This is a genomic window from Streptomyces sp. NPDC007901 (assembly GCF_042959465.1).
Classification (GTDB): domain Bacteria; phylum Actinomycetota; class Actinomycetes; order Streptomycetales; family Streptomycetaceae; genus Streptomyces.
On sequence record NZ_JBIBKW010000009.1, the window covers coordinates 121623 to 148137 of the forward strand.

Sequence of the window (26515 nt, forward strand, 5' to 3'; positions counted from 1 at the left end):
CGCTGCTGGTGCTGGCGGCCGCCGCCGGGTCCACGGCGGCGACCTCGTCGTCCACCGAGTCGACGCAGCAGGCGATCGGGTATCCGACGCTGTTTCTGCTGGTGCTGATCGGGGCGTTGCTGCCGGTGGTGCCGACGGGGGCGCTGGTGAGTTCGGCGGCGGTGGTGGCGTTTCACCAGACGGCGCCGTTCGCGCTGGCGCTGGTGTTCGTGACGGCGTCGCTGGCGGCCTTCCTCGGGGACGCGGCGCTGTACTGGCTGGGACGGCGCGGGATGGGGTCGAAGAACGGGTCGCGGTGGCTGGCGGCGATCCGGGCCCGGGCGCCGGAGGAGCGGCTGTCGCAGGCGCAGTCGAAACTGGCCGAGCACGGGGTCGCCGTGCTGGTGCTGTCCCGGCTGGTGCCGGCCGGGCGGATTCCGGTGATGCTGGCGTGTCTGCTGGCGGAGTGGCCGCTCAGGCGGTTCGCGCGGGGGAACGCGCCCGCGTGTCTGGCGTGGGCGGCCACGTACCAGGTGATCGGGATTCTGGGCGGGTCGCTGTTTCCGGAGCCGTGGGAGGGGGTTGTGGTGGCGGTGGGACTGACGGTGGTGATCAGTGTGACGCCGAGTGTGGTGCGCCGAGTTCGGGGGGGTGCGGTGCGTGGGTGACTGCGGGTGGGTGGGGGCTGAGCGCGCCCACGCGGCGGGAGCCGCACATCGATACAGCCCCGCGCCCCTGACGGGGCGCCCTAGTCCACCGTGCTTTCCAGTGAGGACCTCTGCATGACCCTCGATCCGCCCACCGGCAGGTCCCACAGGTCCTCCCGGTCCCGGCCCGCCCGTTCCCAGGCCGCCCGTACCCGTGTGAGCGGTTCCAGGACCGGTTCTGCCGAGAGGATGAAGGTGCCCCAGTGCATGGGGGCCATCCGCCTCGCCCCCAGATCCTCCGTCGCCCGGACCGCCTCCTCCGGGTCGAGGTGGACGTCGCTGAGCCACCAGCGGGGGTCGTAGGCGCCGATGGGCATGAGGGCGAGATCGATGCCGGGGTAGCGGCGGCCGATGCGGGAGAACCAGTGGCCGTAGCCCGTGTCGCCGGCGAAGTAGAGGCGGCCGCCGTCGGGGGCGGTGAGGACCCAGCCGCCCCAGAGGCTGTGGCAGGTGTCGGTGAGGCTGCGCTTGGACCAGTGGTGGGCGGGGACGAAGTCGAAGCGGACTCCGGAGAGTTCGGCCGCCTCCCACCAGTCCAGCTCGGTGACGGTGGTGAAGCGGCGGCGCCGGAACCAGCGGCCGAGTCCGGCCGGGGCGAAGACGGGGGTGTCGCGCGGGAGCCGGCGCAGGGTGGGGGCGTCCAGGTGGTCGTAGTGGTTGTGGCTGATGACGACCGCGTCGATGCGCGGCAGCGTCTCCCAGGCGACGCCCACGGGGGTGATGCGGGCGGGGGTACCGATGATGCGGCGGGACCAGACGGGGTCGGTGAGGACCGTCAGGCCGCCTATCCGGACGACCCAACTGGCGTGTCCCGCCCAGGTGACGGCGATGGTGTCGGTGTCGACGCGCGGCAGCGGGCCGGGGGCGTAAGGGAGTCGGGGGACGTCGGCGAGGCCCTCGCGGCCGGGGCGGACGGAGCCCTCGCGGGCGAAGCGGGCCATGGCCTTGAGGCCGGGCAGGGGGGAGGTCAGGCGGTCGTGGAAGGTCCGCGGCCAGACCCGGAGTTCACCCAGCGGGCGGGGGTCGGCGAGCGGCGGGAACGGAGGCGCGGAGGGAGTCGGGGCTGCGGGGGTCACCGCGTCCCGGGTCGTCGTGGCGGTCGCCGTGGCGGACCCTGACTCATGCGTCTGCTGCGTCATCGAGGAGGCTCCCATCGCTGAGCGTCGTCGCGGAGATCGTCGAGTGCCGACCCCAAGGACATCAACGCGCGTTGCACGTGTGGCAGTTCCAACGGTGCGGGGGACGTGAGGCATTCCAGGCGTTCGGTGTCGGTGTCGCCCAGCAACGGGCCGGTGGCGAGCCGTACGCGCAACGCCTGGAGGTCGTCGCCGAAACGGTGGCCGCCGGGCGCGGGCATGCCGAGCCGGGCGGTGAGGAACTCCTCCAACTCCTGTGCGTCGCCGACCCCCTGGGCACCGAGCGCGGCGCGCAGCGGCTCCAGGTCGGCGTAGAGGTGCCGGCCGGCCTGCGGGGGCCGGACCAGACCGCCCGCGGCGACCACCGCGCCGTGCACGGCGGCGGCCACGCGCGCGTGCAGGCGTACGGCGGCCTCGCGGCGGGCGGTGACGGGCCCGGGTTCGTCGAGCGCGTGCGCGGCGGCCACCGCGACCGGCCCGGCGAGACGGGCGCCGAGGGCGGTGAGGACGTCGAGCACGCGCGCGTGCAGGTCCGTACCGGTGTCGCCCGCCGGGAACCGGGCGACGGCGGCGGGCCAGCCGGCCGGCAGCAGCGCGCCCGCCAGGTCGGTGACGACGGTGACCCGGTCCGGGAGCATCTCGGCGGGACTGAGCAGCATGGTGGCGTGCGGGGCGTGCAGGGTGTCGCGCCAGGTCTCGTCGCTGACCAGGTGCAGCCCCTCGCCGGTGGCGGCCTCCACGGTCTCGTGCAGCAGTTCGGGCGGGGCGACGGTGGCGGTGGGGTCGTCGGCGACGGACAGGACGAGCAGCCGGGGGTCGCCGCCCTCGTTCCGGACCCGGCGCACGGTCTCCAGCAGCGCGTACGGGTCGGGTACGCCCCCGGACTCGGCCGGGGTCGCCACATGGAAGACGGGGCGGCCCAGCAGCCGGGCGTACGGCGCCCACCAGGCGGCGCAGGGCCGCGGCACCAGGACGTCGCCGCCGAGCGCGGCGGTGAGCGCGAGCAGCAGGGCGGGGGCGCCGGGTCCCGAGGTGACGCGGTCGGGCCCGACGGGCAGCCCGCGGCGCCCCCAGTAGCCGCAGGCGGCCTCCAGCAGCGCCGGTCCGCCGCCGACCGGCTCCTCGCCGCCCCGGTGCGCGGCGGCGGCCAGCGCGGCGGAGAGCTCGGGCAGCACGGGCAGCCCGTCGTCGGGCAGGGGCGGCCCGTAGCGGACCGGGCCGTGGCCCTGCGGAAGCGGGTGCCGGGCAGGTCCGTGGCGCTGTGGAAGCGGGTGCCGGGCCGGTCCGTTGCCCTCGGGGTCCGTACGCCGCATGTCCGCCTCCGCGCAGTCCGTGGTGCCGCCGTGTGCCGCTGTCCGGTCCGGGCCGTGCTCCGTCGCCGGCTGCGGTGGCCGGGTCAGCCGTCCGCGCGGAACCTACCGCCCCACAGCCGGTACGCGGCGCCGCCGCACGCGGCCGCGATCAGCACCCCGCCCGCGGCCAGGGCGGGAACCGACTCGGTGAAGGCGCCCCCTTCCCCGGCCTCCACCCCGTGCTGCACGCCCGGCGGGGCGCAGGACGTGTCACCGCCGCCGCGCGCTCCGTCGCACTCCTGCTCGTCCCCGCCGCACGACTTCTGCTGCTGCCCCTCCGCCGCACAGGGCCGCTCGTCGTTCTTCCACGGCACCGTGCCGTCGTCCCCGTGCGAGGCCGTGCCGTCGTCCCCGTGCGAGGCCGTGCCGTCGTCCCGATGACCACCGGTGCCGCCGTCCCCGTGCGAGGCCGTGCCGCCGTCCCCGTGCGAGGCCGTGCCGTCGTCCCCGTGCGAGACCGTACCGTCGTCGCCGTGCGAAGCCGTGCCGTCGTCACCGAAGTGGGCGCCCGTCCCCTCGTCGCCCCGCGGAGGCACACCGCCGTCCCCACGCGGAGCCGTACCCGCGTCCCCGCGCGGTGCCGTACCGCCGCCGTCCCCCGGCGGCACGGCACCGTCCAAGCCCGGCGGCACATCGCCGCCCACGCCCGGCGGCAGCGCGCCGGCGTCGTCGCCGCCGGCAACCGTGAAGGGCGCGGTCCAGGGCTGTTGCGGCTGCTCCCCGCCCGCCGCCGGGCAGGCCCCGTCGGGGGCCGAGGCCGGGTTCCGACCGGCGGCACTCGTCGTACCGCCTTCCGTATAGACCTCGGCCCGGTCCCCACAGGTCACGGAGACGGTGACGGTGGTCCCGGGCCGGGCGGCGGCCGTGCCGGCGGCGCCGCACGCGGCACCCGCCAGGACGGCGACGGACAGGGCGCGAACGGTGCGGCGCATGAGGTGGGCTCCTTGAGACGTACGGCTGTGGGACAGGCGGCTCGTGCCCCCGCAGCCATCACAGCCCGCCCCGCACCGTGCCGCGCGCGGCCGACCCCCATTCGCGGGACACGCCCGCACTTTCGGGTGACCGATCCCCGTGTCGGCCCCCGCTCTCCGGGTACGCGTCCGGCACCCCCGAAGCACCTGGAGGGAGACATGCAGCGAGGCAGTGACCGGCTGAGCGTCCACCGGGACGACGAGATGAAGCACGAGCTGCGGGAACTGCTCAGGTCCGGGCATCCGACCCGTACGGAGGACTGGAACGACCCCGAGCCGCCCGCGGAGGACGATCCGGAGGTGTACCGCGCCCCGATCCGGCCGTGGACCAGCGAGCAGCCGTCACCGGCGACGGTCCGGCTGGAGCTGGCCCGGTCCCTGACCCGGCACGACTTCCCGGCGCAGCCCAGGGAGCTGGCCGACGTGCTGCGCCGCGGCAACGCGCCCGACGCCCTGGTCCGGCGGGTGTCCCGGCTGCCGCGCGCGAAGCGTTACGACAGCCTGTTCGCGCTGGCCGAGGCGGTGCTCGGCGAGGAGTGAGCCGGGACGCCGACGAAGTACCCCCGCGCCGCCGGGGGCCTCAGCTCGCGGAGGCCCCCGGTGTCGCCGTCTCGGCGCAGCCGCGCTCGCGGGCGCCCTCCCGGGTGCGGCCGGCCGCGACGAGGCGGCGCGGATTGCGGCGCAGATACTCGCCCTCCAGCTGGGCCATGCGTTCGTTGTGGGCGCGCAGCGCGTCGTTGGAGCCGTACAGCAGGGTGTCGTGGCGCGTCCGGTGGATGTTCTCCAGCTCCTTCATGAGCTGCTGGTCGTCCAGCCGGCTGGGGTCGACTCCTGTCATGGTGGTACCCCGCTCGTCGTGTCCGTCCCGGCGGTCCGGATTCCTGCATCCACTGTACGAACATCCGGGCCCGCGGGCCTCCCTACCGGACGCGCTCCACCCGGCGCTCGTCCCACACCGGCTCCGGGGTCTCGCGGACCTTGCCGTCGCTGCCGAAGACCAGGTAGCGGTCGAAGGAGCGGGCGAACCAGCGGTCGTGGGTGACGGCGAGCACCGTGCCGTCGAAGGCCTCCAGCCCCTCCTGGAGCGCTTCGGCGGACTCCAGGTCGAGGTTGTCGGTCGGCTCGTCGAGGAGCAGTGCCGTGACGCCCTGCAGCTCCAGCAGCAGGATCTGGAACCTGGCCTGCTGCCCGCCCGACAGCCGATCGAAGGTCTGTTCGGCCTGCTGGGTGAGCTCGTAGCGGCGGAGCCGGGACATCGCCGCGCCGCGGTCCTGGGAGTGTTCCGTCCAGAGGATGTCCAGGAGCGTGCGGCCCCGCAGCTCGGGGTGGGCGTGGGTCTGGGCGAAGTGCCCGGGCACCACGCGCGCGCCCAGCTTCCACTCCCCCGCGTGCGTCACGTCCTCGCCGGCCAGCAGCCGCAGGAAGTGCGACTTGCCGGAGCCGTTGGAACCGAGCACGGCGACCCGTTCGCCGTAGAAGACCTCCAGGTCGAACGGTTTCATCAGGCCGGTCAGTTCGAGTCCCGCGCAGGTGACGGCCCGGACACCGGTACGGCCGCCCTTGATGCGCATCCTGATGTCCTGCTCGCGCGGCGGCTCGGGCGGCGGGCCGGCCTCCTCGAACTTGCGCAGCCGGGTCTGTGCGGCCGCGTACCGGGACGCCATCTCGTGCGAGACGGCGGCAGCCTGCCGGAGGTTCAGCACCAGCTTCTTCAGCTGGGCGTGCTTCTCGTCCCAGCGGCGGCGCAACTCCTCGAAGCGGGCGAAGCGTTCGCGGCGGGCCTCGTGGTAGGTGGCGAAGCCGGCGCCGTGCACCCAGGCGTCGGCGCCGGTCGGTGAGGGCTCCACGGAGACGATCTTCTCGGCGGCGCGGGCGAGGAGCTCGCGGTCGTGGGAGACGAACAGGACCGTCTTGCGGGTCTCCTTCAGCTGCTGTTCCAGCCAGCGCTTGCCGGGGACGTCGAGGTAGTTGTCCGGCTCGTCGAGCAGCAGTACCTCGTCGGCGCCCCGGAACAGGGCCTCCAGCACCAGCCGCTTCTGCTCACCGCCGGAGAGCGTGCGCACCTGCCGCCACTGGGCCTTCTCGTACGGCACTCCGAGCGCGGCCGTCGTGCACATGTCCCAGAGGGTCTCGTGCTCGTAGCCGCGTACCTCGGCCCAGTCGGCGAGGGCCTGCGCGTACCGCAGCTGGGCGGCCTCGTCGTCGACGGTCATGAGGGCGTGCTCGGCCTTGTCGACGGTCTGCGCGGCCTCCCGGATCCGGGGCGGCGCGACCGAGACCAGCAGGTCGCGTACGGTCGTCTCGTCGCGTACGGAGCCCACGAACTGGCGCATGACGCCGAGGCCGCCGCTCACGGTGACGGTGCCGCCGTGCGGCTTCAGCTCGCCCGAGATCAGCCGGAGCAGGGTGGTCTTGCCGGCGCCGTTGGGGCCGACCAGCGCGACGGCCGCGCCCTCGCCCACCCGGAAGGACACGTCGCCGAGCAGCGCCCTCCCGTCGGGGAGGTAGTACTCGAGGTGCGCGGCTTCCAGATGTCCCATGGTCAGGGATTCTGCGGGGCCCGCCCGGCATGGGGCAAACCGTTATCGGCCCGACGTCGTCGGCTGCGGGTGCGTCGTAATCACTCCGTCACCGACTCCACCCGCTCCCCCGTCGGCCCGCTCACGCCCGTCGGCTCCACCACGGCCCCCTCCCAGGACAGGGCCTTCCAGCCGTCCTCCGGGGTGCCGTCCAGGATCACGACGCCCGTGTTGTCGAGGGGGCGGGAGGCGGCGTAGGGGACGTCGACGTTGTCCGCGCGGGCCGCCGCCCACAGGCGGATCACCGCGCCGTGGCTGATCATGGCGACCGTCCCGGCACCGCTCGCGACCGCCTCGGCGACCACCGCGTCGTAGCGGGCCAGGACCTCGGCCCCGGTCTCGCCGCCGGGCATGCGCAGCGCGGTGTCGCCGCCGGCCCAGGCGAACACGGTCCGCATGTACTCCTCGCCGTGCTCGGAGTGGCCGGGCAGCATCTCCAGGTCGCCCGCGGAGACCTCGCGGATGCCGTCGCGGACGATCGGGTCGAGGCCGCGGGCGGCGGCCAGCGGGGCGGCGGTGCGGTGGGTGCGGATCAGGGTGGAGACGTAGAGGGCCTCGATGTCCTCCTCGGCGAGGGCCGCGGGCAGCGCCGCGGCCTGCTGCTCGCCGAGCGCGGTGAGCCCGGGGCCGGGTACGGCGGTGTCGAGGAGGAACTCGACATTGGTCGGGGTCTGCCCGTGACGTATGAGGAGCAGGCGCATCCGGAGGGTTCCTCTCACTCGACCGCACCGCGTTTCCGGCAGGAAACGGCCACTTCAGGGTAACCGCACCCGCATGAGCCCAGACGTCGACCTGACCGTCCCGAAGCCCGGCCGGCACGCGCTGCGCGACCGGCTGCTCGCCCTCGACAGCCGGTTGTTCGAGGTGGCCGCCGAGCGGCACTGGCCGTTCGCCGAGCCGGTGCTGCCCCGGCTGAGCCGGAGCGCCAACCACGGGGTGCTGTGGTGCGCCACGGCCGCCGCGGTGGCCGCGTCCCGTACCCCGCGCGCCCGCCGGGCCGCCGCCCGCGGCCTGGCCTCGCTCGCCCTGGCCTCCCTGACCATCAACACCCTCGGCAAACGCTCGGTGCGCCGCCCCCGGCCGCTCCTGGACCCGGTGCCGGCGGTACGGCACCTGAAGCGGCAGCCGATCACCACGTCCTTCCCCTCCGGTCACGCCGCGTCGGCGGCCGCCTTCGCGACCGGGGTCGCCCTGGAGTCCCCGGCCTGGGGCGCGGTGGTGGCTCCGGTGGCGTTCTCCGTCGCCATGTCCCGGGTCTACACGGGTGTGCACTTCCCGAGCGACGTGCTCGCGGGTGCGGTGCTCGGCGCGGGCGCCGCGTTCGCCGTACGGGCGCTGGTGCCGACCCGGGCGCAGACCGGCCCGCCGCCCCGGCCCCGCGCACACGCCCCGGCGCTGCCCGGCGGGGAGGGTCTGGTGGTCGTGGCCAACCGGGCCTCGGGCAGCGCCGACCGGGTGCGGGCGCTGCGCGACGAGCTGCCGGACGCGGAGCTCGTGGAGTGCGAACCGGCGGACGTGCGGGCCGAGTTGGAGAAGGCGGCGGCACGGGCCCGGGCGCTCGGGGTGTGCGGCGGCGACGGCACGGTGAACGCGGCCGCCGGGGCCGCCCTGCGCCACGGGCTGCCGCTCGCGGTGCTGCCCGGCGGCACCCTCAACCACTTCGCCTACGACCTGAGCGTGGAGGACGGCCGGGATCTGGGCCGCGCGGTGCGCGAGGGCGAGGCGGTCCGGGTGGACGTCGGCCGCTTCGCCTCCCAGGACCGGGAGGGTGTCTTCCTCAACACGCTCAGCCTGGGCGTCTACCCGGAGCTGGTGCGTGAGCGGGAGCGCTGGGCGCACCGCATCGGCGGCCGGCCCGCCGAGGTGCTGGCCGCGCTGCGCGTGCTGCGCACGGACCGGCATCCGCTGCGGGTCGAACTCGGTGGCGAGGCACACCCGTTGTGGCTGCTGTTCGTCGGCAACTGCCTCTACCACCGGATGGGCCTGACCCCGGGCCGCCGCACCGACCTGGCGGACGGGCTGCTCGACGTACGGGTGGTGCACGGCGGCCGGCACCCGGCGCTCCGGCTCCTCTCCGCCGCCCTCGCGGGCCCGCTGCCCCTCCCCCACTCTCGGCTGCGCTCGAGCGGGAGGTACCCCCACCCCGCGCATGCGGAGGTGAAGGTGAACCGGCTGCGCCTGACCGGCCTCGCGGCCGGGACTCCGCTCGCCTTCGACGGTGAAGTCGTCGACGTGAAGGGCGAGATGACGGTGGAGAAGCTGCCGGAGGCGCTGACCGTGTACCGGCCGCTGCCCTGAGGTGACCAACCGTCAGTCCACATCGTAAAACGTGGGTCTCATTATTCGGCATGCGCGCGTAGCGTTGCGGCTACCGCGGGACGGGGTCGTCCGGCCCCGTCCGCCGGTGTGACGCGAAGGGGTTGAGCCATGTCGAAGCCACAGGAGACCGCCGTCTACACGCACGGGCACCACGAGTCGGTGCTGCGTTCGCACACCTCACGGACCGCCGCCAACTCGGCCGGCTATCTGCTGGGTTCGCTCAAGCCCCACATGCGGATCCTGGACATCGGCTGCGGCCCGGGGACGATCACCGCGGACCTGGCGGCCCTGGTCCCCGAGGGCCAGGTCACCGGTGTGGACCACGCGCCGGGCATCCTGGAGCAGGCCCGCGCCACCGCCGCCGGGCGCGGCCTGACGAACGTGGACTTCGCGGTCGCCGACGTGCACGCGCTGGACTACCCGGACGACACCTTCTGCGTGGTCCACGCCCACCAGGTGCTCCAGCACGTGGGCGACCCGGTGCAGGCGCTGCGCGAGATGCGCCGGGTCACCAAGCCGGGCGGTTTCATCGCCGTACGCGACGGGGACTACGCGGCGATGACCTGGTACCCGGCGGTGCCGGGCCTGGACGACTGGCTGGAGCTGTACCGGCGGGTGGCCCGGGCCAACGGCGGCGAGCCGGACGCCGGGCGGCGGCTGCGGTCCTGGGCGCTGGCGGCGGGGCTGACCGACATCACGGCCACCTCCGGGACCTGGACGTACAGCACGGCCGAGGAGCGGGCGTGGTGGGGCGGGCTGTGGGCGGACCGCACGGTCGCCTCCTCCTACGCCGGGCTGGCCACGGAGGGCGGCCACGCGACCACCGGGCAGCTGGCGGAGATCGCGGCGGCCTGGCGGGAGTGGGCGGGGCAGGAGGACGGCTGGTTCGCCGTCCTGCACGGAGAGATTCTCTGCCGTAAGTGAGCCTGATCCGCGGATTTCGGGAAACTCGATCCGCAGGAGGTTCACATTATGGTTGCCATTCTTCTCGTCCTGCTTCTGGTCCTGATTCTCTTCGGTGCCGGATTCGCGGTGAACGTACTCTGGTGGGTCGCGCTCGCCGTACTGGTGCTGTGGCTCCTCGGATTCCTGGCGCGCGGCACGACCAGCGCGGGCGGCCGGGGCCGCTGGTACCGGTGGTGAGGCGACCGGCGCCGCCCGCAGCCGGTCAGTCCGGCTCTCCCGGTTCCGTGAACGAATAGGCCGCCCAGGGTCCGGTGAGTTCCACCCGTATTCCCGGTGTCTCGCCCTTCGCACGGTCGACCAGCTCCACGAATTCCTCGGAATCCGCGCGCGGCACCAGATAAGCCGCGTCGAGCAGGTTCCACCCGGGAGCGCCGGAATACGGTGCGTTATGCGGACGGTTCAGCCGGGAATCCTCGGCCCGCCGGGAAAGCCGCTCGTGCAGAATGCGGGCGAATTCCTCGGCGGGCCGGGGTGTGTCCTCGGGCGGGTCGGCGTACAGGGTCACGCCCCACTCGACCCGCCCGTCGAGCCGGTCGAGGGTGCGCAGGAAGTCGGCCTCGCGGGCCTCCATCATGACCCGGACGGCGCTGTCGTCCCGGAAGACCGTGGCGAGCGGGAGCGGCAGGGGCGTGGTGACCGTGGTGAGCGCGTCGACCACGCACTGGTGGGCGCGGGTGGTCGCGGCCAGCCAGTCCGGGTCCGCCAGCCGTTCGCGCAGCGCCTCCGCGGCGAAGTCCCCCTCCGGGACCGTACTCACGACGGCGACCAGGCCGTGGTGCCTGAGCAGGCCCGGCGGGGTGCCGGCCACGCCGGTGCACTGGGCCTGGAGGGCCGCCGCGAAGGGGCGGCAGACGGCGTACACGTACCGGAGTCCGCCCTGTGCGGTCATCGCTCCTCCTTCAGGTCACGTCGCCGGTCAGCGCACGATCGCCTCCTCGACCAGCAGCCGTCCGGCCGCCGCGATCGCATCGGCGTCGATCCCGGCGGCGTGCAGCTGCTGGTCGGGCGCGGCCGAGCCCGGCATGGTCCGGACGGCGAGCCGGACCAGGCGCGGTACCGGCCTGCCGTCCGCGAACGCCTCCGCGACCGCGTCGCCGAGCCCGCCCTCCTCGTGGTGGTCCTCGACGGTGAGCAGACACCCGGTCTCCTCGGCGGCGCGGCGCAGGGTCTGCCGGTCGACCGGCTTGACGGAGTACAGGTCGACGACCCGGACCAGGATGCCGTCCTCGGCGAGCGTGTCGGCGGCCTTCAGCGCCTCATGCAGGGTGACCCCGGCGGCGACGACCGTCAACCGGTCCTCCTCGGAGGCGCGCAGCACCTTGCTCCCGCCGACCGGGAACTCCTCGTCCGCGCCGTAGATCACCGGGGCCGCCCCGCGCGAGGTGCGCAGATAGCGGATGCCGTCGAGCCCGGCCATGGTCGCGACGAGCCGGGCGGTCTGGTTGGCGTCGCACGGGTACAGCACGGTCGAGCCGTACAGCGAGCGGAACATCGCCAGGTCCTCCAGGCCCATCTGGGAGGGCCCGTCCTGTCCGATGGCCACGCCCGCGTGCGAGCCGACCAGGTTGATGCCGCTGCCGCTGATCGATGCCATGCGCACGAAGTCGTGGGCCCGGCTGAGGAAGGCGGCGAAGGTGGCCGCGTACGGCACCCAGCCGCGGGTGGCCATGCCGACGGCGGCGGCGACGAGTTGCTGTTCGGCGATGTAGAACTCGAAGTAGCGGTCGGGGTGTTCCTTCCCGAAGAGCTCGGTACGGGTGGAGTCGCCGACCTCGCCGTCCAGCGCGAGCACGTCGGCGCGGGCGTGGCCGAGCGCGACCAGCGCCTTGCCGAAGGCGTCGCGGGTGGCGACCCGGTCCCCCTTGTCGTAGCGGGGCAGTTCGAGCGGGCCCGTGGGCACGGAGTGCAGCGCGCGGGCGGCCGGCGGCTCCTTCACATGGACCTTGAGGTCACGCGGGCCGCCCAGTTCGGCGATGGCCTCCTCCGGGTTCGGCAGCGGCTTGCCGTGCATGCCCTCGCGGTCCTCGACGGCGGCGACGCCCCGGCCCTTGCGGGTGCGGGCGAGGATCACGGTGGGCTGTCCCGCGGTGGCCGCGGCCTCGCCGCAGGCCCGGTCGACGGCGTCCACGTCATGGCCGTCGACCTGCACGGTGTGCCAGCCGAAGGCCTGGAAGCGCCGGGCGTAGGCGTCGAGGTCGTGGCCGTGCCGGGTGGGGCCGCGCTGGCCGAGCCGGTTGACGTCCACGATCGCGGTGAGGTTGTCGAGGTGCTCGTACCCGGCGTGCTCGGCGGCCTCCCAGACGGAGCCCTCCGCCAGCTCGCTGTCCCCGCACAGCACCCAGACCCGGTAGCGGCCGTGCTCCAGCCGTTTCCCGGACAGCGCGACGCCGACGCCGACGGGCAGGCCCTGGCCGAGGGAGCCGGTGGCGGTCTCCACCCACGGCAGCCGGCGCGGGGTCGGGTGCCCCTCCAGGTGGCTGCCGAGCTTGCGGAAGGTGAGCAGTTCGGCGTCGTCGAGGGCGCCGGCCGCCTTGTACGCGGCGTACAGCAGCGGCGAGGCGTGGCCCTTGGAAAGGATGAGGCGGTCGTTGCCGGGGTGGGCGGGGCGGTCGAAGTCGTAGCGCAGATGGTGGGCGAACAGCACCGCCATCAGGTCGGCGGCCGACATCGACGAGGTCGGATGCCCGGACTCGGCCGCGGCGGCCGCCCGCACGCTGTCCACGCGCAACTGCTGGGCGAGTTCGACGAGTTCGGCGGTGTTCATGAGGCTCCTTCCGAGGGAGTGTCCGTAACGGATCGGGGGGCTGCGGGCAGCTCGGGCGAGGCCGTGTCCAGGGGCACCGACCAGGACCGTACGAGGCCCAGCTGGACGCCCTGGCGCGGCAGTACGGCGTCCAGCAGCCAGTCGGCGGCGACCCGGACCCGGCCCGAGGGCATCGCCGCCAGGTGGTAGCCGCGGGTCACCAGCCCGGCGGGCAGCCCGGACAGCGGCACCCCGAGCGGGTCGGCGGCGGCCTGGACGCCGCCGAGGTCGACGACGAACCCCAGGTCACGATGGCGGTAGGGGCGCCGGCGCCGTCCGACGCCGAGCGAGGCGGCCACGTTCTCGGCGGCCACCCGCCCCTGCCGCCAGGCGTGCTGGGCGGTCATCGGCGTGAACTCCCCGGGACGCACCAGGTCGGGGACGGCGGCCGCGTCCCCGCAGGCGAACACGTCGGGGCAGCCCGGCACCTGGAGGTACGGATCGACGATCAGCCGCCCCTGCTCCAGCGGCCGCCCGGTCCCCTCCACCAGCGGATCGGGCCGTACCCCCACACACCACACCAGGGTCCGGGACGCGACGAACTCCCCGTCGGAGAGCAGCACCCCGTCCCGGGTGGCCTCCTTCACGGAGGTCCCCGTCCGCACCTCGACCCCCCGTCGGCGCAGCACCCGGTCGGCCGTCCGGGACAGCTTCTCGTCCATCCCCGGCAGCACCCGGGGCGCCGTGTCCAGCAGCAGCCAGCGCGGCCGCACCCCGTGCGGCAGCCGGATCCGGCGGGCCAGGTCGACGGTGAGCATCCGCATCTGGGCGGCGACCTCGGTCCCGGTGTACCCGGCACCGACCACCACGAAGGTGCACCGCGCGGCAGCGAGCTCCGGATCACCGTCGACGGCGGCCAGCTCGATCTGTCGGATCACGTGGTCCCGCAGATACAGCGCCTCGGGCAGCCCCCGGAAGCCGTGCGCGTGCTCCGCGACACCGGGAACCGGCAACAACTTGTTGACACTCCCGACCGACAGCACCAGCCGTTCGTAGCCGAGACCGCCACCGGCGCCCTCGGGGTCCGTGTAGTGCACGGCCTGCCGGTCGAGGTCGACATGATCCGCTTCCCCGAGCACGACCCGCACCCCGCGCAGCGCACCGGAGAGCGGCACGGCGATCCGCCGGGGCTCCAGGATCCCCGCGGCCACCTGCGGCAGCAGCGGCAGATACAGAAAGTAGTCGGTCGGATTGAGCAACACGATCTCAGCCCGCTCCCGAGCAAGCCGCGCAAGCGTCCGCGCCGCCCGGTACCCGGCGAACCCGGCACCGACGATCACAATCCGGGGTCGACGACTCACAGCACGCCTCCGGAAACACAACGAGGTCCAGGGCCCTCCCAGGTAACCGTAGGCAGAACCCTCAAACACCGCCCGCTGAAACGCGCCCCAAAGGGGCGCGGGGCGGTACACATATGCGGCTACCGCCGCGCGGGCGCAATCAACCCCCACCATCCCGCAGCGAACAACGACCGCAACGAAAACGGCGCTCCCCTCAACCCCGGTGATGAGGCGACTCCGGATCCACACCCGGCACAACCGGCGGAGCCCCCGGCATGGGCGGATAAGGCATCCCCGTCCCACTCGGCGGAGCCACCGGCGCCGTCCCCCCGACCACCCGACGCGGCGCATGCGCCCTCTTCGGCCGTGCCGCCTCCCGCAACGCGAAGGCCACCACGCCCAGGATCACCGCCGTGACCAGCGCCGCGGCCCACCCCGGCAGCACGATCGCCCACGCCAGCACCACGGCCAGCGCCACCGCACCCCCGGCGTACAAGGCAACCGCACCGGACGCGCCGTACAACACCGCCGCCCGCCGCCGCTTCCGGCTCTGCTCGCGCAGCTCGTCCCGTACGGTCTCGCGCGCGACCTGCGCCAGTTCGTCGACGAGCTCCTTGTCCAGATGCTCCAGATGTTCGATGTGCTCCATGCCGCCCGGGTACCCGGGCGCGAAAAGCCGTAACAGGAGATCACCGGAGGTGACGCCATCCCGCGCCCCGCCAACTAGGCTCGTCGTATGGAGATTCTGGGCGCCTCCCTGCGCATCTGCGTCGACGACATCGAGACCGCGATCCCGTTCTACGAACGCCTCACCGGCGGCAGAGCCCTCCGCTTCGAACGCGGCGGGGTCCAGGTCGCCGCGGTCGGCTCCTTCCTGGTGATGAGCGGCCCGGAGTCGGAGCTGGAGGTGCTGCGCAAGGTGGCCGCGACGATCGCCGTGAAGGACGTGGAGGAGGCCCACCGGCTGCTGGACGGCCTCGGCGCCCGGATCCTCGCGGGTCCGGTGCCCACCCCCGTCGGCCGCACCCTGCTCGCGATGCACCCGGACGGCTCGATCTTCGAGTACGTCGACCAGAACCACGACTGATCAGGGGGTCCGCGGCCGCATCCGGAAGTCGTAGCGACCGGGCAGCGGCTCGTCACCGAGCCGCTGCCACAACCGGCTGACCGGATCGGTCCCCTCCCGCAGGTCGGCGACCTCGAACCCGGCCTCGAACACCGCCACGGCCTCGGCCCGCCGCCCTTCCGCGAGCAGCAACTCGGCCTCCAGGAGCCGGAAGCGGCCCCGCTCCCGGGTCGCGGGCAGCAGCGCCTCCCACACCACACGGGCGTCCGCGACCCGCCGTACCCGCAGCAGCGCTTCGAGGGCCTCACGGCCGAGCGCCGCACAGGCCGCCGTCCAGGCCTCGCCGTCGTCGCGGCGCTCCCGGCACAGGTCGTCGAAGGCATCGGCGTACCGCTCGGCGGCCCGCTCGTGGTGCCCGTACTCCTGGTCGGCGACGGCGAGACAGCGCAGCAACGGCCACAGGGACGGAGCGAGCGGGAGCGCGCGCTCCCAGCTGCGGACGGCCTGGGCGCGGTCGCCGGCATGCCACTGGGCGATGCCGAGGTGGTACTCGGTGTGCGGGGTGGCGGGGGCCGTCTCCAGCATGTCCCGCCAGTGCGGGGCGACCAGGGTCGGACCGGGCGGCCGCACCCGGCGGGGTTCGGACAGGGTGCCGGTGCGCAGCAGCTCCGCCCAGGGCGCCTGGTCCTCGCCCAGGGTCGACTCGGCGAACGGGGTCCCCGGCAACTTCCAGTCGGCGCGCAGCACTTCGAGCGCGCCCCAGCCGGATCCGGTGGCGAGGATCTCGCCGGGTTCGGTGTCGGCGTACGGCTGCCACGCGGCCCGGGCGGCCTCGAACTCAACCCGGGGCAGGGCGTGTTCCAGCTCTTCCTCGACCCGCTCCGGTGCTGCCGCCAGCGGTCCGTACGCCTCCAGCCAGGACACCTCGCTCTCCGCCTCGATGCGGACGTGCTCCAGCTGGGTGCGGGCGAGCCCGGCCTGGATCTCGCGGTAGCCGCCGGTCCCGGGTGCGGTGAGCCACTCCTGCCAGCGCCGGCCACCGGGACCCGAGCCCCACACGAACTGTTTGCGGCCGCGCAGTTCGCCGGTCGAGGTCTGCACCAGCCCGTGCCCGTCGGTGTCCAGCGCGGCGATCCAGCGGCGCCGCCCGTCCGGGATGTCGTAGAACCAGTCGGTGGCGTACGGGGGTTGGGCGTCGTACGACGGAACGGGCACCCTCCGCAGCCGCCGCTCGGGCCCGAACTCCCAGGCCTCCGCGGCCGGAACCACGACGCGGCGGTCCTGCGGCACGGCCGTGTTGGACCACCAGTAGGCCGGTACCGGGTGTTCGTGCGGATTGCGGACGCGGACGCCGACGTAGAGGAAGTCGGAGCCGTCCGGGAGCCAGAGGTCGACCTGGAAGGGCAGGTCGCGCAGTCGCTCCCACTCCCAGAGGCGGAGCATCTCGCCGCCGTCGGGGGCGGTGACGCGGGCCGCGTGCAGCGGGGCGCAGGAGAGGGTGGTGTGCCCGGTGGCGCCGATGTTCCATTCGATGCCACCGGCGTACCAGGCGCCGTTGAGGGCGAGGTCGGCGGGCTGGAACACCGGGTTGCGGTAGAGGAGTTCGCGGCCGGTGGGCAGGTGGACGAGGGAGGCGACCCGGCCGCCGAGGCCGGGCAGGACGGTGGCGCGCAGCCGGTCGTTCTCGATGACGAGGGCGTCGAGGGCCCGGGGTGCCCGGGTTCTGCCGTAGCCGTCGCGGATCCGTACCGGCAGGAGGCTGCGCAGCGGTTCGTAACCGATCTGCCGGGCGGTGTCCCGTGGCAGGTCCTCCCGGTCGCGGTCGTCGACCCGGTGGAGTTCTTCGAGGGGGCGGAGCGGGGGCAGCGGGTTGTCCGGGCCCAACTCCGCCGCGGGCAGGGTCAGTACCTCACGTCGGATCCTCGTCACGATCACCATGGAACCCGCAGCGGGGTGAGTCGGCCAGGGGCGCTGCCGGTCAGGATTGCGCAAAGGTCAGCCGGCGGTGCGCATCTCCGCGGTGATCGCCCACCGTTCGTGATCCCGCCAGGCACCGTCGATGTAGATCATGTTGGGCGAGAAGCCCTCCAGCCGGAACCCGGCGCCGCGTGCGAGCGCGATGGACGCGGCGTTGCCGGGCTGGACGTTGATCTCCAGCCGGTGCAGCCGCATCGGGCCGAAGGCGTGGTCGACGACCAGCCCCATCGCCTCCCGCATCAGCCCGCGCCCGGCCGCGTGCGCGAAGACGCCGTAGCCGAGGGCACCGCACTGGAAGCCGCCCTCGACGATGTTGTTGATGTTGATGAACCCGGCGAGGGCACCCCCGTGTTCGCCGGCGTCCTTCTCGCAGACCAGGAACCCGGCCTTGCTGCGGTCCTCGATGAGCCGTCCCGCGTAGCCGGCGTAGGCCGCGTCCGTGGTGGGCGGGAACAGCCACGGCTGGTGGATGTCCTTGCTCTCCCTGGCCCGGGCGATGAACTCGGCCCCGTCCTCGTAGGTGTAGGGGCGGATGCCCACGCGGGGGCCCTCGGCGAGGTAGCGGGAGGCGATGTGCGGCATCCGGCCACCCTAACGCCGGGCTACCGGCGGCGGCGCGTGAAATAGGAGCCGCACAGGGCGCCGATGAGACCGGTGGCGAGCAGCGCGATCCACAGGGGCGTGGTGACCACGGGGACCAGCAGCCGGATCCGGGTCGCCCGGGTGTTCCCGAAGACGAACACAAGACCGAGGACCCCGAGCACGAGCACCGCGATCCGGCCGGGCGTCAGCAGCACCCCGTGCCGCCCACCGGTCCGCTCCCGGCTCTCCGAGGTCTTCGGGCTCATACGACCAGAGTGCGCCCGGGGCCCCGGCCCCGCACGGCGAGCACCCGGGCCCGCACGGCGACCACGCCGCTCCGCACGGGCGCCCATGGACCTCGTCCCGCGCGGCACGCGGCACGCCGCACCAGCCTCGGGCGGCCGTCACCACACCCCGGGCGGCCTCAGCTCAGCGCCGGTTCCAGCAGGGTCAGTGTGCCCGCGTCCGCGTCCAGCTCGGCCGGTACGCCCAGTGGCATGGTCAGGGCGGCCTCGCAGTGGCCGAAACCGAACTCCTCCAGCACCGGCACGCCCAGACCGCCGAGCCGGTCGGCGAGCGTCGCCCGCACGTCCTCGTACGGCCCGCACCGGTCCCAGGAGCCGAGGAGGATCCCGGCGACGCCGTCCAGCCAGCCGGACCGCAGCAGCTGCGTGATGCTGCGGTCGAGGCTGTACGGCTGCTCGCCGACGTCCTCCAGGAGGAGCAGTCCGCCGCGGGCGCCGGGGTGGGTGTGCGGGGTGCCGAGGCCGGTGGCGAGCAGCCGCAGACAGCCGCCGACGGTGACGCCCCGGGCCCGGCCGGGCACCAGTGCCGTGCCCCTGCCGGTGATCGTGCGGACCGTCTCCGGGGCGAAGAGGGTGGCTCGCAGGTGCTCCTGTGCCTCGGTGTTCTTGACGAAGTCGGCGCCCGCGGCCACCGGACCGTACAGGGTGGCGAGCCCGAGCCGGGTCGCGAACGCCTCGTGCAGCACGGTGGCGTCGCTGAAGCCGACGAACACCTTCGGCCCGGCCGCCCGCATGGCCTCCCAGTCGAGCAGGTCGACCAGGCGCTGGGCGCCGTAGCCGCCGCGGGCGCAGAGCACGGCGGACACCGACGGGTCGCACCAGGCCCGCTGGAGGTCGGCGGCACGGTCGGCGTCGGAGCCCGCGAGGTACCCGAGCCGCCCGTCCCTGGCGAGCACATGGGGTGCCACCACCGGGTCGAGGTCCCAGCCGCGCAGGATGTCCAGGCCCGCCTGGAGCCGTTCCTCCACCACCGGCCCGCTGGGCGCCACCACGGCGACCCGCGCTCCGGCGGCGAGCCGCGCCGGCCGTGTCGGTTCGGTCACTTCACCAGCTCCAGCTCGGGGATCCCGGGCACGTCCAGCCCGAACGCCTGAGCGTACAGGGCGAGCTCGGCCTCCAGCGCGCGCACCAGGGTCTCGGCCCGGCGGAAGCCGTGGCCCTCGCCCTCGAAGGTCAGGTACGCGTGCGGCACGCGCCGTCCGTCGAGCCGGGCGAGGAGGCGTTCGCACTGCGCGGGCGGGCAGATCACGTCGTCCAGGCCCTGGAGCAGCAGGAAGGGCACGGTGAGCCGGTCGGCGTGCGCGACGGGCGACCGCTCGGTGTAGCGCTCGGGCACCTCGGCGTGCGGCCCGATCAGGGATTCCAGGTAGCGGGACTCGAAGTCGTGGGTCTCCCCCGGCCCCCAGGTGGACAGGTCCAGGACGGGGTAGGCGATGGTGCCGCAGGCGTAGACGTCGGTGCCGGTCAGGGAGGCGGCGGCGGTCCAGCCGCCGGCGCTGCCGCCCCGGATCGCGAGCCGGGCGCGGTCGGCGGTGCCCTCGGCGGCGAGGGCGAGCGCGACGGCCGCGCAGTCCTCGACGTCGACCACGCCCCACTGCCCGCGCAGCCGGTTCCGGTACTCCCGTCCGTACCCGGTCGAGCCGCCGTAGTTGACCTCGGCGACCCCGATGCCCCGGGAGGTGAAGTAGGCGATCGCCAGGTCGAGGACGAGGGGCACCCGGCTGGTGGGGCCGCCGTGTGCCCAGACGACGTACGGCGGCAGCTCGCCGGCGGGCGCGGTGTGGCCGGGGTGGTGGGGCGGGTAGAGGTGCGCGTGCACCTCGCGGCCGCCGGGTCCGGCGAAGGTGCGGACCTGCGGTTCGGGGTAGTGGGCGGGGTCCACCGCGTCCTGGTGCGGGGCGCCGACGACCCGGGCGCGGCCGCTCGCGGTGTCGAGTTCGATCACCTCGTAGGCGGTGCGCGGGCTCGCGCCGACCGCGAGGACACGGCTGCCGTGCACCGCGAGGGTGGGCGCGAACTCGGTCCACGGCCCGGCGGCGTCGGCGACCTCGCCGGTGTCCGGGTCCAGTATCCCGAGCGCGGTCGAGCCACGGCCGTGGACGACGGCGATCAGTCCGTTGTCCAGCGGGGCGAACCAGCGCTGGCCGAGCTTCCAGAGCGGCCCGGCGAACTCCTCCTCGCGGCGACAGAGCGAGGTGCCGTCCCGGTAGAGGTTCCACCAGCCGCTGCGGTCGCTCGCGTACAGCAGCCGGTCGTCCGCCGACCACTCCACCTGTGCGACGGCCTCCTCCGGGCCGCCCGCCACCGTGCGGACCGCGTGCAGGACGCCGTCCTCGCCCACCTCGCCGACGAGCAGCTCCGTGCCGTCCCACGGCATCCGGGGGTGGTCCCAGGCCAGCCAGGCGGCCCGGCGGCCGTCGGGCGAGATCCGGGGTCCGGTCACGAACCGGTGCCGGTCGTCGGTGAGTTCGCGTACCGCGGCCCGGTCCTCGGCGGCCGAGCCGTCCAGCGGCACGGCGGCGAGCACCCGACGCACCTCGTCGGGTCCGTCGCCGGTGAACTCCTCCAGCACGCACCAGACTTCGTCCCGGTCCAGCAGCAACTGCGGCTGTGCCCAGCGTGGTCCGGGCGGGGTGAGCGGGCGCGGCTCGCCGCCGGGCCGGTACGCGTACAGCCGCTGGTCGTCGAAGTGGACGAAGACCAGGAGCTGCCGGCCGTCGGCGCGCACGGCACCGGCCCAGGGGTGTCCGCCGTACTCGATGACCCGGCTGCGGACGTTCCACGGCGCGGGCAGCGCGGACTCACCGGTGGTCCCGCGCACCAGGGTCCGGCGGCCGCCCTCGGCCGGGCGGGGTTCGGTCCACCAGGCCTCGTCGCCGACGAAGCCCACCCACTCGGGGTGGCCGTCGTGGGCGGCGGCCAGGGCGGCGTCGACGGGCGAGGGCCAGGAGCCGTACGGCTTCGTCTCCACCGGGTCTCCTAGGCCGTGCGCAGGAAGCGGTCGAGGACCCGGACGCCGAAGTGAAGGGCCTCGACGGGGACGCGTTCGTCGACGCCGTGGAAGAGCGCCTGGTAGTCCAGGCCCTCGGGCAGCTTCAGCGGGGCGAAGCCGTAGCCGGTGATGCCGAGCCGGGAGAACTGCTTGGCGTCGGTGCCGCCGGACATGCAGTACGGCACCACCTGCCCTTCGGGCGCGAACTCCTCGACGGCGGCCCGCATCCGGGCGTACGTCGGGGTGTCCAGCGGTGCCTGCAGGGCGACCCCGTGGTGGTGGAACTCCCAGTCGACGTGAGGGCCGGTGAGCCGGTCGAGGGTGGCGCGGAACTCGTCCTCGGTGCCGGGGAGAAAACGTCCGTCGACGAAGGCGACGGCCTCGCCGGGGATGACGTTGACCTTGTAACCGGCGTTCAGCATGGTCGGGTTGGCGCTGTTGCGGACGGTGGCCTCGACCAGCTTGGCGGCCGGGCCGAGCTTCTCCAGGAGCACGTCGGCCTGGTCCAGCCTCGCCTCGATGCCGTAGAGCGCGGCGAGTTCGGTGAGGGCCGCCCTGACGGTCGGGGTGAGACGCAGTGGCCACTCGTGCTCGCCGATGCGGGTGACGGCGGCGGCGAGGTGGGTGACCGCGTTCTCCTTGTTGACCTTGGAGCCGTGTCCGGCCCGGCCGCGCGCGGTCAGCTTGAGCCAGCCGGTGCCGCGTTCCCCGGCCGCGATGGGGTAGAGCTGGCGTCCGGTGCCGTCGTGGAAGGTGAAGGCGCCGGACTCGCTGACGCCCTCGGTGCAGCCTTCGAACAGCTCGGGGTGGTGGTCGGCGAGGAAGCCGGAGCCGTCGACGGCGCTGGCCTCCTCGTCGGCGGTGAACGCGACGACGACGTCCCGGCGCGGCCGGAGGCCCTCCCGGGCCCAGGACCGCACCACCGCCAGGATCATCGCGTCCATGTTCTTCATGTCGACGGCGCCCCGGCCCCACACCACCCCGTCGCGGATCTCCCCCGAGAAGGGGTCGACGCTCCAGTCGGCGGCCTGGGCCGGCACCACGTCGAGGTGGCCGTGGACCAGGAGCGCGTCCGCGCCCGGGTCGGTGCCGGCGACGCGCGCGACGACGTTGGTACGGCCCTCGGTGCGTTCGAGGAGGACCGGTTCCAGGCCCGCCCCGGCCAGCTGCTCGGCCGCGTACTCGGCGGCGGGCCGCTCCCGGCAGTCGCCGCCGCCGAAGTTGCTGGTGTCGATCCGGATCAGGTCGGACGTGAACCGGACGACCTCGTCGAATGCCTGCTCGTCAGCCATACTGCTCCTCCACCGCGGCCGAGACGATCGTGGTGACCGCCTTGAAGGTGCGGATGCCTTCGTACATGGTCGCGCTGGTGTACGCGACCTTGCGCTCGCCGGTCCGCTCGACGCCGGGGATGACGGTGGCGGAGAGGGCGAGGTGCTCGGCGTCGAACTCCAGGGCGATGGTGAACGGCCCGCCGGTCACGGGCTCGTGCCGTACCGCGAGCCGGGCCGCGTCCTTGGCGGCGGCGCGGATGTCGGCGGCGGTCCTGGCCGGTGTCCGGCACACGGCCGCGTACCGGGAGACGTGGTCCTTGACGGCGACCTTGGGGGCCTCGGGCGCGTAGCCGAGGGCGTCCTCGCAGGCCAGGTCGTCACCGGTGAAGAGGACGACGGGGACGCCGTACTCGGCGACGACATGCGCGTTGAGCAGGCCCTCGCTGGCGCGGACGTCGTTGAGCCAGACGCCGGTGACGGAGTTGGGGAGGTAGGTGTGGGCGAGGACGCCCTCCATGCCGGCGCCGGTGTGGTAGCCGATGAAGGCGATTCCGTCGACGTCGCCGTGCTGCACGCCCTCGACCATGGAGAGGGTCTTGTGGCGGCCGGTGATCATCTCGGCGCGCTGGTCGAGCTGCTCCAGAAGCAGGTTGCGCATGCTCCAGTGGGCCTCGTTGATGAGTACCTCGTCGGCGCCGCCGTCGAAGAAGCCGAGGACGGCGGCGTTGACGTCGGAGGTGAACATCGGCCGGCACCGCTCCCACTGCGGTGTCCCGGGCAGTACGTCGCCGGGCCAGGTCACCCCGGTGGCGCCCTCCATGTCGGCGCTGATGAGGATCTTCATGCTGCTTCACGTTACGCGTCGGCGAGGGAACTTCCCACAAGGCGCGGAGGAGGTTGAGCCCGCTGCCGGACCTCGGCACCGCGGCGACCACAGACCTGGGCGCCGCCCCACCCAGCAGGACACATCACCCCTCGCCGCTCCCCCAGAGGGGACCTCACGATCGCACCCCTTTCGGGTCACCATATCGGGACATATGCCTTTTTTTACTGTTTTGATGAGTGGTGGCCAGCGGACGCTCGCAGCGACACCGCATCCGCCCTGACCGGTCTGCGGTGCATCGCGCGAGCCGTTCTCCCCTCTCCGCGAAGGGATGTCTCCCTTTCATGCCCACCAACAACAAGACCCGCACTGCGTCGGCGCCGAAAAAATCGACGTCCTCCCAGGACAAGCTGATCGAGTCCTTGAAGCAGTACATCCGCACGCGAGGTCCGGACCTGCTCGCGGACCCCAACGTGTCGTCCGTCGGGATCGGCCACAAGCTCAAGAACGGCACCCGAGGGAAACAGATCGCACTGCAGTTCACGGTCAACCAGAAGGCCGAGCCGGAAGCACTTGAGGCGCTGGGCACGACCCGGATACCGGAGACCGTCACGGTGGACGGGGTGGAGGTGCCGACCGACATCATCGAGCGCAGCTACCAGGCCCACTTCCGCGTGGTCGCGGAGGTCGAGAAGCCCGAACGAAAGACCCGCCTCAACCCCGTCGCCCCGGGGGCCAGTGTCGGCGGTGTGACGGTCACAGCCGGCACCATCGGCTGCATCGTGTTCGACAGGACTGACGGCACCCCGTACGCGCTCAGCAACTGGCATGTACTGCAAGGCCCGGACGGCCAGCTGGGCGAGGAAGTCGTCCAGCCCGGCCGGTTCGACGACAACCAGATCTCCCACAACCACCTCGGCGTCCTGAAGCGGTCCCACCTCGGCCCGGCCGGCGACTGCGCCGTGACCACCATCGAGGAGGGTCGGACCTTCGATCCCAAGATCCTGGAACTCGACGTGGCACCCCAGGAGTTGGGTGAGGCGGCGCTGGGAGACAAGGTCGTCAAGAGCGGGCGGACCACGGGCGTCACCCACGGGATCGTCCGCCGCATCCACACGATGGCCAAGATCGACTACGGTGGCGACGTCGGTGAGAAGACCATCGGCTGCTTCGAGATCGGGCCCGACAACGAACACCCGGCGGCAGACCGGCAGATCAGCAGCGGCGGCGACTCGGGTGCGGCCTGGCTGTTCAAGCAGAACGGCCGACCCGGCAAAGTCATCGCCGGACTGCACTTCGGCGGCGAAAGCGCCGGCGACCCCGACGACCACGCGCTGGCCTGCCTCTCCAGCTCCGTCTTCGAGAAGCTGGACATCACCCTGCAGCAGCCCTCTCCCGAGGAGGTACAGCCCCTGCAGGGCTACAACCCCGACTTCCTCAGCGAGCAGATCGGCATACCTCAGCTGACCGCAGAGATCAGCGGGGACGCCATACGCCTCAGCGGCTCCGAGGTCATCCCCTACACGCACTACTCGCTGACCCTCAGCAAGAAGCGGCGTTTCCCCTTCTGGGTGGGCTGGAACATCGACGGCGGGACCCTCAAGAAGCTCAGCCGGTCCGGCATACCCTTCGTCAAGGACCCCCGGCTACCCTCGAACACGCAGGTCGGGAACGAGCTGTACGAGGCCAACAGGCTCGACCGCGGCCACATAGCGCGCCGTGCGGACCTGATTTGGGGCAGCATGCCCGAGGCGCAGAAGGCGAACACCGACTCGTTCTTCTACACCAACATCACCCCGCAGATGGACGACTTCAACCAGAGCGCCAAGAACGGCCTGTGGGGCGAGTTGGAGGACGCCGTCTTCGCCGACGTCGACGTCGACGACCTCAAGGTGAGCGTCTTCGGTGGGCCGGTCCTCCAGGACGACGACCGCGTCTACCGGGACGTGAAGATCCCCCGCGAGTTCTGGAAGGTCATCGCCTTCGTCGAGCGAGGTGAGCTGAAGGCCAAGGCGTTCTTGCTCACACAGAACCTGGACCAGCTCGAAGCCCTGGACCTCGACGAGTTCCGCGTCTTCCAGGTCACCCTCGACGAGATCGAGGAACGAGCCCACATCCGCTTCCCCACCGCCCTTCACAAGGGCGATCACCTGCTCGTGCCGGAGGCGGTGGCCGAGAGAAGGCCATTGGACGACCTGGCCGACATCCACTGGGACTGACCGGGCGGCCCGCTGGCGTGTCTCGCCAAGCCACCGCGCGTGAGACACGCCGGCTCCTCACTCCAAGATCCTGGCCGGCCACGGCGGGGCGATGGTCTGGTGAGGGCTCCGCTGAACGCACGACCGCCGGAACGCTCCCACCTTAGGGCGCCCGCCCATGGCGACTTGGCGTATCACCGCACATGGTGATGTTCGCACGTTTCCCCCGCCCGGCGCGCGAAGGTGTCCGCGCTGCACGCCGCACCGGGCTGCCGCGGCCCGCGTAGCGTGTGCCACTGGCCAGAGGGCGTGGCCGGACGCCACGGTGTACGTCCTGGCGGCCTGAGGCTGGGAGGCCCTGGGGCTCAAGGTGCGGGGGAGCCGTGATGCCCATAATCTGATAATTGCAGCGTTTTCGGGTGATCTTCTCCCTCGTCGGAAGGGTCTGCGGTGGTTCCCGTCACCGCCAGACCCACAGCACCGTCAGGAGACATGATGGCCACCCAGAAAACCGGGTCTCGTGCTGCCTCGGTCTACGCCCTCGCCGGCATCCGGCTCTTCAACGGAGTCACCGGGCTGCTCGCACCCGATCTGCTCATCCGGCGCCTCGACCCCGATCGTGAGCCGCCCAGTCCGGCGGCCGTGTACGCCTTTCGGCTCTTCGGGATCCGCACGATCCTGCTCGGCCTCGATCTGCTGACCGACCGCGACGAGCGGCTGCGGGAGGACCTGCGCGACGGCGTCCTGATCCACGGCAGTGACACCGCGACGGCGGCCACACTGGGCCTGAGCGGTCGGCTTCCCCCGCGTACCGCGGCACTGACCACGCTCATCTCGGCCGCCAACACGGCCCTGGCCGCCACTTCGCTCGCCAACTCGGGTAAGGGGAAGCGGAAGTGACGGACTGCGCCCCCTCTGTGCAGGGTCCTCGCCTCACCGGTACGAGGCCGCCTTGGTCAGCCCGACGGACCGTGAGTTCCCGGTCCTCAAGGACTGCGACCCGGGGCTGGACGCACCCGACCTGTTCGTCTTCGGCGGCCTCCACAAGGACCGTTTCACCTCCACCGACCCCTGCCAGGGCACGGACAAGGACGCCGTCGGGTTCGAGCGCCAGATGAACCGCGGAGCCGGCTCCGTGATCCTTCGGCCGTCCCGGATCCTTCGTCGCCGCCCCCATCTACACGATCAGCGATAAAGCGAGTGACG

26 protein-coding genes are annotated in these 26515 nt (G+C 73.2%); 9 read left to right on the forward strand and 17 right to left on the reverse strand.

Annotated elements, in window-relative coordinates:
* Positions 1-5 precede the first annotated feature (5 nt).
* Entirely contained in the window at positions 6-647 is a 642-nt protein-coding gene (locus tag ACFZDK_RS28180) for a VTT domain-containing protein (protein WP_390976978.1), read from the forward strand.
* A gap of 80 nt (positions 648-727) precedes the next feature.
* Here ACFZDK_RS28180 and ACFZDK_RS28185 read toward each other — a convergent pair whose 3' ends face one another.
* The 3 genes from ACFZDK_RS28185 to ACFZDK_RS28195 all read right to left on the reverse strand — a co-directional run bounded on the left by ACFZDK_RS28185 (position 728) and on the right by ACFZDK_RS28195 (position 4106).
* Positions 728-1825, reverse strand: coding sequence for an MBL fold metallo-hydrolase (locus tag ACFZDK_RS28185; RefSeq protein ID WP_390976713.1), 1098 nt, complete (start codon positions 1823-1825; stop codon positions 728-730).
* On the reverse strand, positions 1822-3135 hold the full coding sequence (locus tag ACFZDK_RS28190; RefSeq protein ID WP_390976714.1) for an aminotransferase class I/II-fold pyridoxal phosphate-dependent enzyme: 1314 nt from the start codon (positions 3133-3135) through the stop codon (positions 1822-1824). The genes ACFZDK_RS28185 and ACFZDK_RS28190 overlap by 4 nt, the downstream gene beginning before the upstream one ends.
* Positions 3136-3218: 83 nt before the next feature.
* Positions 3219-4106 (reverse strand): hypothetical protein, encoded by an 888-nt coding sequence (locus ACFZDK_RS28195; RefSeq protein WP_390976715.1) that lies wholly within the window; start codon positions 4104-4106, stop codon positions 3219-3221.
* Between the two features lie 198 nt (positions 4107-4304).
* Here ACFZDK_RS28195 and ACFZDK_RS28200 point away from each other — a divergent pair, with 198 nt between their 5' ends.
* A complete protein-coding gene (locus tag ACFZDK_RS28200; RefSeq protein ID WP_390976716.1) occupies positions 4305-4685 on the forward strand; it encodes a DUF2795 domain-containing protein in 381 nt (126 codons plus the stop codon).
* A gap of 40 nt (positions 4686-4725) precedes the next feature.
* Here ACFZDK_RS28200 and ACFZDK_RS28205 read toward each other — a convergent pair whose 3' ends face one another.
* From ACFZDK_RS28205 to ACFZDK_RS28215, 3 genes are all read right to left on the reverse strand, one after another.
* Positions 4726-4983 carry a DUF6158 family protein gene (locus ACFZDK_RS28205; protein ID WP_355719251.1) on the reverse strand — a complete coding sequence of 86 codons (258 nt, stop codon included), beginning with the start codon at positions 4981-4983 and terminating at the stop codon, positions 4726-4728.
* A gap of 82 nt (positions 4984-5065) precedes the next feature.
* Positions 5066-6685 (reverse strand): ATP-binding cassette domain-containing protein, encoded by a 1620-nt coding sequence (locus tag ACFZDK_RS28210; RefSeq protein ID WP_390976717.1) that lies wholly within the window; start codon positions 6683-6685, stop codon positions 5066-5068.
* 80 nt (positions 6686-6765) lie between these two features.
* Positions 6766-7425 carry a histidine phosphatase family protein gene (locus ACFZDK_RS28215; RefSeq protein WP_390976718.1) on the reverse strand — a complete coding sequence of 220 codons (660 nt, stop codon included), beginning with the start codon at positions 7423-7425 and terminating at the stop codon, positions 6766-6768.
* Between the two features lie 73 nt (positions 7426-7498).
* Between ACFZDK_RS28215 and ACFZDK_RS28220 the strand changes: the two genes are divergently transcribed.
* From ACFZDK_RS28220 to ACFZDK_RS28230, 3 genes are all read left to right on the forward strand, one after another.
* Complete coding sequence (locus tag ACFZDK_RS28220) at positions 7499-9022, forward strand: phosphatase PAP2 family protein (protein WP_390976719.1); 1524 nt, start codon at positions 7499-7501, stop codon at positions 9020-9022.
* Positions 9023-9151: 129 nt separating this feature from the next.
* The gene (locus ACFZDK_RS28225) at positions 9152-9967 is read left to right on the forward strand and encodes a methyltransferase domain-containing protein (RefSeq protein ID WP_390976720.1); all 816 of its coding nucleotides are present in this window, start codon (positions 9152-9154) and stop codon (positions 9965-9967) included.
* 48 nt (positions 9968-10015) lie between these two features.
* The gene (locus tag ACFZDK_RS28230; protein ID WP_390976721.1) at positions 10016-10186 is read left to right on the forward strand and encodes a hydrophobic protein; all 171 of its coding nucleotides are present in this window, start codon (positions 10016-10018) and stop codon (positions 10184-10186) included.
* A 25-nt stretch (positions 10187-10211) separates the two neighbouring features.
* Here ACFZDK_RS28230 and ACFZDK_RS28235 read toward each other — a convergent pair whose 3' ends face one another.
* The 4 genes from ACFZDK_RS28235 to ACFZDK_RS28250 all read right to left on the reverse strand — a co-directional run bounded on the left by ACFZDK_RS28235 (position 10212) and on the right by ACFZDK_RS28250 (position 14741).
* Entirely contained in the window at positions 10212-10898 is a 687-nt protein-coding gene (locus tag ACFZDK_RS28235; protein ID WP_390976722.1) for a GvpL/GvpF family gas vesicle protein, read from the reverse strand.
* Positions 10899-10925: 27 nt separating this feature from the next.
* Positions 10926-12773 (reverse strand): transketolase, encoded by a 1848-nt coding sequence (locus ACFZDK_RS28240; protein WP_390976723.1) that lies wholly within the window; start codon positions 12771-12773, stop codon positions 10926-10928.
* Entirely contained in the window at positions 12770-14092 is a 1323-nt protein-coding gene (locus ACFZDK_RS28245; RefSeq protein ID WP_390976979.1) for an FAD-dependent oxidoreductase, read from the reverse strand. The genes ACFZDK_RS28240 and ACFZDK_RS28245 overlap by 4 nt, the downstream gene beginning before the upstream one ends.
* Positions 14093-14306: 214 nt before the next feature.
* Entirely contained in the window at positions 14307-14741 is a 435-nt protein-coding gene (locus tag ACFZDK_RS28250) for a phage holin family protein (RefSeq protein ID WP_390976724.1), read from the reverse strand.
* An 87-nt stretch (positions 14742-14828) separates the two neighbouring features.
* On the opposite strand from ACFZDK_RS28250, the gene ACFZDK_RS28255 reads away from it, so the two are divergent.
* Positions 14829-15179, forward strand: a complete 351-nt coding sequence (locus ACFZDK_RS28255; RefSeq protein WP_390976725.1) for a VOC family protein — start codon at positions 14829-14831, stop codon at positions 15177-15179.
* Here the strand turns inward: ACFZDK_RS28255 and ACFZDK_RS28260 are convergent, their stop codons facing one another.
* The 7 genes from ACFZDK_RS28260 to ACFZDK_RS28290 form a co-directional block, all read right to left on the reverse strand.
* Complete coding sequence (locus tag ACFZDK_RS28260; protein WP_390976726.1) at positions 15180-17096, reverse strand: DUF5107 domain-containing protein; 1917 nt, start codon at positions 17094-17096, stop codon at positions 15180-15182. It abuts the gene before it with no gap.
* Between the two features lie 57 nt (positions 17097-17153).
* Entirely contained in the window at positions 17154-17717 is a 564-nt protein-coding gene (locus ACFZDK_RS28265) for a GNAT family N-acetyltransferase (protein WP_390976727.1), read from the reverse strand.
* 20 nt (positions 17718-17737) lie between these two features.
* Complete coding sequence (locus ACFZDK_RS28270; RefSeq protein ID WP_390976728.1) at positions 17738-17983, reverse strand: DUF1049 domain-containing protein; 246 nt, start codon at positions 17981-17983, stop codon at positions 17738-17740.
* A gap of 158 nt (positions 17984-18141) precedes the next feature.
* Entirely contained in the window at positions 18142-19065 is a 924-nt protein-coding gene (locus ACFZDK_RS28275) for an LD-carboxypeptidase (RefSeq protein ID WP_390976729.1), read from the reverse strand.
* Entirely contained in the window at positions 19062-20993 is a 1932-nt protein-coding gene (locus ACFZDK_RS28280; RefSeq protein WP_390976730.1) for an LpqB family beta-propeller domain-containing protein, read from the reverse strand. The genes ACFZDK_RS28275 and ACFZDK_RS28280 overlap by 4 nt, the downstream gene beginning before the upstream one ends.
* An 8-nt stretch (positions 20994-21001) precedes the next feature.
* The gene (locus ACFZDK_RS28285) at positions 21002-22306 is read right to left on the reverse strand and encodes a M20/M25/M40 family metallo-hydrolase (RefSeq protein WP_390976731.1); all 1305 of its coding nucleotides are present in this window, start codon (positions 22304-22306) and stop codon (positions 21002-21004) included.
* On the reverse strand, positions 22299-23132 hold the full coding sequence (locus ACFZDK_RS28290) for a M55 family metallopeptidase (RefSeq protein ID WP_390976732.1): 834 nt from the start codon (positions 23130-23132) through the stop codon (positions 22299-22301). Before ACFZDK_RS28290 ends, ACFZDK_RS28285 begins: the two co-directional genes overlap by 8 nt.
* 323 nt (positions 23133-23455) lie before the next feature.
* Here ACFZDK_RS28290 and ACFZDK_RS28295 point away from each other — a divergent pair, with 323 nt between their 5' ends.
* The 3 genes from ACFZDK_RS28295 (at position 23456) to ACFZDK_RS28305 (ending at position 26504) form a co-directional block, all read left to right on the forward strand.
* A complete protein-coding gene (locus ACFZDK_RS28295) occupies positions 23456-25330 on the forward strand; it encodes a DNA/RNA non-specific endonuclease (RefSeq protein WP_390976733.1) in 1875 nt (624 codons plus the stop codon).
* Positions 25331-25804: 474 nt separating this feature from the next.
* Complete coding sequence (locus ACFZDK_RS28300) at positions 25805-26209, forward strand: hypothetical protein (protein WP_390976734.1); 405 nt, start codon at positions 25805-25807, stop codon at positions 26207-26209.
* Positions 26210-26261: 52 nt separating this feature from the next.
* Positions 26262-26504 (forward strand): hypothetical protein, encoded by a 243-nt coding sequence (locus tag ACFZDK_RS28305; protein WP_390976735.1) that lies wholly within the window; start codon positions 26262-26264, stop codon positions 26502-26504.
* Positions 26505-26515 lie beyond the last annotated feature (11 nt).

Coding starts and splice junctions, on each gene's coding strand:
- ACFZDK_RS28185 (WP_390976713.1), bottom strand. CDS start 1,825: ATGACGCAGCAGACGCATGAGTCAGGGTCCGCCACGGCGACCGCCACG.
- ACFZDK_RS28255 (WP_390976725.1), top strand. CDS start 14,829: ATGGAGATTCTGGGCGCCTCCCTGCGCATCTGCGTCGACGACATCGAG.
- ACFZDK_RS28225 (WP_390976720.1), top strand. CDS start 9,152: ATGTCGAAGCCACAGGAGACCGCCGTCTACACGCACGGGCACCACGAG.
- ACFZDK_RS28235 (WP_390976722.1), bottom strand. CDS start 10,898: ATGACCGCACAGGGCGGACTCCGGTACGTGTACGCCGTCTGCCGCCCC.
- ACFZDK_RS28300 (WP_390976734.1), top strand. CDS start 25,805: ATGGCCACCCAGAAAACCGGGTCTCGTGCTGCCTCGGTCTACGCCCTC.
- ACFZDK_RS28190 (WP_390976714.1), bottom strand. CDS start 3,135: ATGCGGCGTACGGACCCCGAGGGCAACGGACCGGCCCGGCACCCGCTT.
- ACFZDK_RS28295 (WP_390976733.1), top strand. CDS start 23,456: ATGCCCACCAACAACAAGACCCGCACTGCGTCGGCGCCGAAAAAATCG.
- ACFZDK_RS28215 (WP_390976718.1), bottom strand. CDS start 7,425: ATGCGCCTGCTCCTCATACGTCACGGGCAGACCCCGACCAATGTCGAG.
- ACFZDK_RS28260 (WP_390976726.1), bottom strand. CDS start 17,096: ATGGTGATCGTGACGAGGATCCGACGTGAGGTACTGACCCTGCCCGCG.
- ACFZDK_RS28240 (WP_390976723.1), bottom strand. CDS start 12,773: ATGAACACCGCCGAACTCGTCGAACTCGCCCAGCAGTTGCGCGTGGAC.
- ACFZDK_RS28195 (WP_390976715.1), bottom strand. CDS start 4,106: ATGCGCCGCACCGTTCGCGCCCTGTCCGTCGCCGTCCTGGCGGGTGCC.
- ACFZDK_RS28265 (WP_390976727.1), bottom strand. CDS start 17,717: ATGCCGCACATCGCCTCCCGCTACCTCGCCGAGGGCCCCCGCGTGGGC.
- ACFZDK_RS28205 (WP_355719251.1), bottom strand. CDS start 4,983: ATGACAGGAGTCGACCCCAGCCGGCTGGACGACCAGCAGCTCATGAAG.
- ACFZDK_RS28200 (WP_390976716.1), top strand. CDS start 4,305: ATGCAGCGAGGCAGTGACCGGCTGAGCGTCCACCGGGACGACGAGATG.
- ACFZDK_RS28285 (WP_390976731.1), bottom strand. CDS start 22,306: ATGGCTGACGAGCAGGCATTCGACGAGGTCGTCCGGTTCACGTCCGAC.
- ACFZDK_RS28210 (WP_390976717.1), bottom strand. CDS start 6,685: ATGGGACATCTGGAAGCCGCGCACCTCGAGTACTACCTCCCCGACGGG.
- ACFZDK_RS28230 (WP_390976721.1), top strand. CDS start 10,016: ATGGTTGCCATTCTTCTCGTCCTGCTTCTGGTCCTGATTCTCTTCGGT.
- ACFZDK_RS28290 (WP_390976732.1), bottom strand. CDS start 23,132: ATGAAGATCCTCATCAGCGCCGACATGGAGGGCGCCACCGGGGTGACC.
- ACFZDK_RS28220 (WP_390976719.1), top strand. CDS start 7,499: ATGAGCCCAGACGTCGACCTGACCGTCCCGAAGCCCGGCCGGCACGCG.
- ACFZDK_RS28250 (WP_390976724.1), bottom strand. CDS start 14,741: ATGGAGCACATCGAACATCTGGAGCATCTGGACAAGGAGCTCGTCGAC.
- ACFZDK_RS28270 (WP_390976728.1), bottom strand. CDS start 17,983: ATGAGCCCGAAGACCTCGGAGAGCCGGGAGCGGACCGGTGGGCGGCAC.